The organism is Methylomagnum sp., assembly GCF_054333355.1.
In genome coordinates this window covers 1-4,768 of sequence record NZ_JBTEKS010000343.1, presented here as the reverse complement: position 1 = coordinate 4,768, position 4,768 = coordinate 1, and the positions used below count along the sequence as shown (strand labels likewise).

Here is a 4,768-nt window from a genome sequence, read left to right as displayed (position 1 = left end):
TAGCCCGAGTGCCGGGCGGATTCCCGGAGGGAATCTGCAAGGCCCACGACCGGGCGTAGAGCCATTTGTGGAGCCACGTCCCGATCCCCTTGTTGGGTCGGGACGGGTGAACGCAGGGCGTCCGGGGCTGCCGAAGGCAATAACCGCCCGCGGAGAGGGCGATTCGGGCAGGGAGGCCCGAATCGCACTATCAGAGCGTGGCGCACACCGAGGTGCTGCGCGCCGCCGGGCTCACCGGACTCTTCGATGCCCAAGTCGATGGCCTGACCCTGGAGGAGAACCACCTCGCCGGCAAGCCCGCGCCGGATTCCTTTCTGGAGGCGGCCCGCCGCCTGGGCGCCGCGCCGACCCGCGCCATCGTGGTGGAGGATGCCATCGCCGGGGTGGAGTCCGGTGCCAGGGGCGGATTCGGCGGCGTCATCGGGGTGGACCGGGCCGGGCAGGCGGAAGCCTTGCGCCGGGCCGGTGCCGATGTGGTGGTGGCGGATTTGGCGGAAATCGGGGTGCTATAGGTTCCCGGTCTGGCGGCGGCGGTCGCCGCTGACCGGGGCGCCGGACCCCTGCCGCTCGGCGGGCAGCATCACCAAGGGACAGGGCGCATCGTGCATGATCGCCCGCAGGGTCCGAGCATGGTCGGGTGCCAAGCTGCAATGCCAGGGCAGCACCACCAGGTCGCCCTGGTGTTCGCGGGTGAACCGCACCACCTCCGGCCCCGGTTCGCCGTTGGCCACATACATCCGCATGGGCACGTCCACCGGCTTGCCGCATAGGGCCGCCATCCGCTCCAGGAATTCCCCGGCCCAGCTCGGCCATTCATGCTGGGGCTGGTCCACGTAGCGGGGCGCGGCCAGGGTGCCGGGTTCCTCCGGCGGCTGGCCCGCTTGCGGCACATGCAATATCAGCAAGGTCGCCTTGGCCCGTTCGGCCAGCCGGACCGCCGGGCGGATGGCGCGGCCCACTTCGGGGCTGCCGTCATGGGGCAGGACCACCCGGCGCAGCCGCCATTCCGCTGGCAGTCCCTGGTGGGGAATCAGCAGGATCGGGCAGCGCATCTCCCGCAGCACGGTCTCGTTGAAGGCTTGCAGCCCGCTGTCCGCGGCGGGGTCGGCGTGCAGCGCCATGATGATGCCCCGGCTGTTCCGCTCGTTGGCGGCCTGGATGATGGCTGCGGCGGGATCGGCGGCGGGCCGCCCGCAATCCGAGACGGCCAGCCGGGCCAAATCGGGAAGCCTCTCCTTCAGTTGCTCCAAACTCCTTGCCTCGGCGTCGATGGACACGACGCAGGCCGGGGCTTCAAATAGCTCCAACACGGTCCTGACCACCGGCAGAATCGCGGCCGAGCGGGCCGTCGCGTCCAGCGGCACGATGACGGGTTGTGTGTTGTCCTGGGTATGGCTGCTCACGCTGACACCTCCTTCCATATTCCTGCCGTCTCCGCCCAAACTTTGGATTCACCTGGCCGGAGTTCAACGGTCGGCGCATCGGCCACCCGGAGGGGGACGCTCGTCTCGCCCTCGCCGGTCGTGATCCTGATCCAGCGGGGCCGAATCTCCACGTTGAGCCGAACGCCCCGCCAGAGGATCGGGAATCGCAGCGCCGACCAGGACCCGGGGCATTGGGGCGAGAAGGCCAGCCCGTCCGCCCGGATCCGCACACCGGCGAAGCCGAACACCACCGCCTGCCACAACCCGCCCAGCGCCGCCGCGTGAACGCCGCCCGAGGCATTGCCCATGTTGTTGGCGAAGTCGATGCCCGCCGCCTGCCGGAAATAGCGGAGGGCGGCGTCGCCGTCGCCCAGCCGGGCGGCCACGGCGGCATGGATGGCCGGACTCAGGGAACTGCCGTGGCCGGTGCGCGGCTCGTAATAGCGGAAATTCGCCTCGCGGACCCCGGGCGGAAGCCGGTCCCACAGCAGATAAACCAGCATCACCACATCGGCCTGCTTGACGATTTGGGAGGCTTGCACCCGCTCCTGGCCGAGCAGCATGTCCAGGGGCGGGGAATTCGGGCCGAACTGGCCGAGGTCGATGTCCTCCAGGCCGAAATATCCGGCGAACTGCTCGAACAGCCCGCTGGCGGCATCGAATCCCGTGTACATCCGGGCCGCTGTCTCCCGCCACCGCTCCGGCTCGTCTTCCGCGAGGCCGAGGCGTCCGGCCAGTTCCCGCCAGCGCACCGACCACCGTCCGGCCAGCCGGGCCACGGCGTCGGCGGCGCTTTCCAGGTTCCACTGCGCCAAGCCGTTGGTGTAGGCGTTGTCGTCCACCGACTCGTGGTATTCGTCCGGGCCGATGACCGTGCGGATGTGATAGCGCCCGTCCGCCTCGACGCGGCCCCGGCTGGCCCAGAACCGCGCCGTCTCGATCAGGATTTCCGCGCCCGCCCGCAGCATGAATTCGTCATCGCCCGTGGCGTCCCAATATTGGCGGACGGCGTAGGCCACGTCGGCGCCGATGTGCTGCTCCTGCTCGCCGTTCAGAATGTGGACGAGCCTGCCATCCGGCGCCAGCGCGTGGGGCGGCGTGGTTTCTTCGCCGGTGTCGGTGGACTCCCAGGCGTACACAGCGCCCCGACAGCCCAGCCGCCGGGCCTTGTCCCGCGCCGCTGGCAGGGTGTGCCAGCGGTACATGAGCAAGGCCCGGGCCGAGGGCGGATGGGTCAAGAGGTAGAAGGGCAGCATGAAGATTTCCGTGTCCCAGAACACATGCCCCTTATACGCCCCGCCGGTCAGGGCGCGGGCGCCGATGGAAACCCGCTCGTCCTCCGGGTTGGCGGCGCCAATCAAGTGATAGGCGGCGAACCGGATGGCCCGCTGGGCGTCTTCGTCGCCCTCGATGGCCACGTCGGCGCTTTGCCGTCGCCGTTCGAAGGCGTGGACGTGGTCGGACACCATGGCTCCGAAATCCCGGCCCAGCAGGATAGGGAGATGCCGGGATGCGGCTCGGCCCGGATCGGCCTGGTCGCGGGAGGTGAAGATCGCCACCACCCGGTCGAGCCGGTAAGTCTGGCCGGTTTCGATGCCCAGTTCCCAGGATTCGACGATCCGGCCCGGCGATTGTTCGATCCTTGGCCGTTGCCGGACACCGTCAACCCACAGCCGCCCGGCGGTGGCCAGGGCCACCCGGATGCCGCTGCGGTGGGTGCATAATTCGATGACGTGGGCCTCCCCGGCCGCCTTGGGCAGGGGGGCACAGGAATCGGGGTCGAGCCGAAGGCGGCCCGGCCGATCCGGCGCTGGCTCGGTGACGAGGCGGAGGCCGAGGCGGGCGGAATGATCCTGCGGGTGGAGCTGTATGGATTGCAGGAACACATGCCGATCCGCCAGCGAGGCCAACCGGCAGCCTTGGAACCGGACCAGCCCGCCGGCTTCCGGTCGGTAGGCGAATTCCCGCCGCAACAGCCCTTGGCGCAGGTCCAGGATGCGGCGGTGATAGAGGCAATCGGCCTCCTCCAGCCGGAACTCCTGACCGTCGATCCGAACTTCCAAGTGCATCCAGTCGGGTGCCGCCGCCAGTTCCGGCACGCTGCCCGGCGGCCCGGTGTCGAACACGCCGGCGATGTAGGTGGCCGGGTCCGACAGCGGACTGCGCTCGGCCAGGGAACCCCGTGAGCCGACGTAGCCGTTGGCGATGGCGAATAGCGATTCGATTTCGTGCTCGCGGGCCAGGTTGAAGCCGGACTCCTCGATCCGCCAGAGGGGATCGGCGGTCTGTTCTAACATGTGCTGATCCATGGCGCGCAACCCCGGCTCGGGCAATCCTCTATTCCGTTTCGACAGGCCCACGCCGGATGTTGCCCATTTAGAGCGGTTTTCATACGGGTGTCCGGTTTAACCCCCCAATCACCCTTATCGGGGGGGCTGTTTTCTCCCTCCCCTGATAAGGGGAGGGCTGGGGAGGGGTTTAAGAGCATCCGTACATTCATGTGAAAAACGCTTTGGTTGCGGGCCGACGGCGAATGGCCACGTAATGCTTTCGACCTCTGCGGACCGCCGCGATTCCTTGACCCGTGCGGACAGCCATTGATATTCGCGTCCCGGCGTGTCCAACCCATCATCCCCGGACCGAAGGACAGCCGCCATGACTAGCGCCGCCCCCATCCGCAGCCTCATCCCCGCCCGCATCGACCGGCTCACCTGGGCGCCGTTCCACACCCGGATGGTGCTGGCCCTGGGCACGGCCTGGGTGCTGGACGGGCTGGAAATCACCATCGTCGGAGCCGTCGCCGGTCTGCTCACCGAGCCCGCCACGCTAGGACTCAGCACCACTCAGGTCTCGCTCATCGCCAGCGTGTACCTGCTGGGGGAAGTGTTCGGGGCGCTGTTCTTCGGGCGGCTGTCGGATGCCTTGGGACGCCGCAACCTGTTCCTGGCCACCCTGGGCGTCTACCTGCTGGGCAACGCCCTGACCGCCTTCACCTGGGGCCACGGGCCGGGGGCGCTGGCCTTCCTGTACGCGACACGGTTCGTGGCCGGGGCCGGGATCGGCGGGGAATACGCCGCCATCAATTCCGCCATCGACGAGATGATTCCGGCCAGATACCGGGGCCGGGTGGACATCGCCGTGAACGGCACCTATTGGCTGGGGGCCATCCTTGGCACACTCGGCACCCTGGTTCTGCTGCGCTGGGTCGGCGTCGGTTTCGGCTGGCGCTTGGGCTTCCTCATCGGCCCCGTGCTGGGCTTGCTGATCTGGCGCGGGCGGCGGCATCTCCCGGAAAGCCCCCGCTGGCTCATCGTCCATGGCCGGGAGGAGGAGGCGGAGGCGAG

At 68.8% G+C, this 4,768-nt stretch carries 4 protein-coding genes; 2 read left to right on the top strand and 2 right to left on the bottom strand.

The window, feature by feature from the left end; translation table 11 throughout:
• Positions 1 to 197 precede the first annotated feature (197 nt).
• The gene (locus tag ACXWUF_RS18825; RefSeq protein ID WP_458496126.1) at positions 198 to 512 is read left to right on the top strand and encodes an HAD family hydrolase; all 315 of its coding nucleotides are present in this window, start codon (positions 198 to 200) and stop codon (positions 510 to 512) included.
• Here the strand turns inward: ACXWUF_RS18825 and ACXWUF_RS18820 are convergent.
• Positions 507 to 1,403 carry a universal stress protein gene (locus ACXWUF_RS18820; RefSeq protein ID WP_458496125.1) on the bottom strand — a complete coding sequence of 299 codons (897 nt, stop codon included), beginning with the start codon at positions 1,401 to 1,403 and terminating at the stop codon, positions 507 to 509. The two genes, ACXWUF_RS18825 and ACXWUF_RS18820, sit on opposite strands and share 6 nt — an antisense overlap.
• A complete protein-coding gene (locus tag ACXWUF_RS18815; protein WP_458496124.1) occupies positions 1,400 to 3,721 on the bottom strand; it encodes a glycoside hydrolase family 65 protein in 2,322 nt (773 codons plus the stop codon). The genes ACXWUF_RS18820 and ACXWUF_RS18815 overlap by 4 nt, the downstream gene beginning before the upstream one ends.
• Positions 3,722 to 4,079: 358 nt before the next feature.
• On the opposite strand from ACXWUF_RS18815, the gene ACXWUF_RS18810 reads away from it, so the two are divergent.
• A partial coding sequence (locus ACXWUF_RS18810; protein WP_458496123.1) for an MFS transporter occupies positions 4,080 to 4,768 on the top strand: 689 nt, incomplete at its 3' end.

Coding starts and splice junctions, on each gene's coding strand:
- ACXWUF_RS18815 (WP_458496124.1), bottom strand. CDS start 3,721: ATGTTAGAACAGACCGCCGATCCCCTCTGGCGGATCGAGGAGTCCGGC.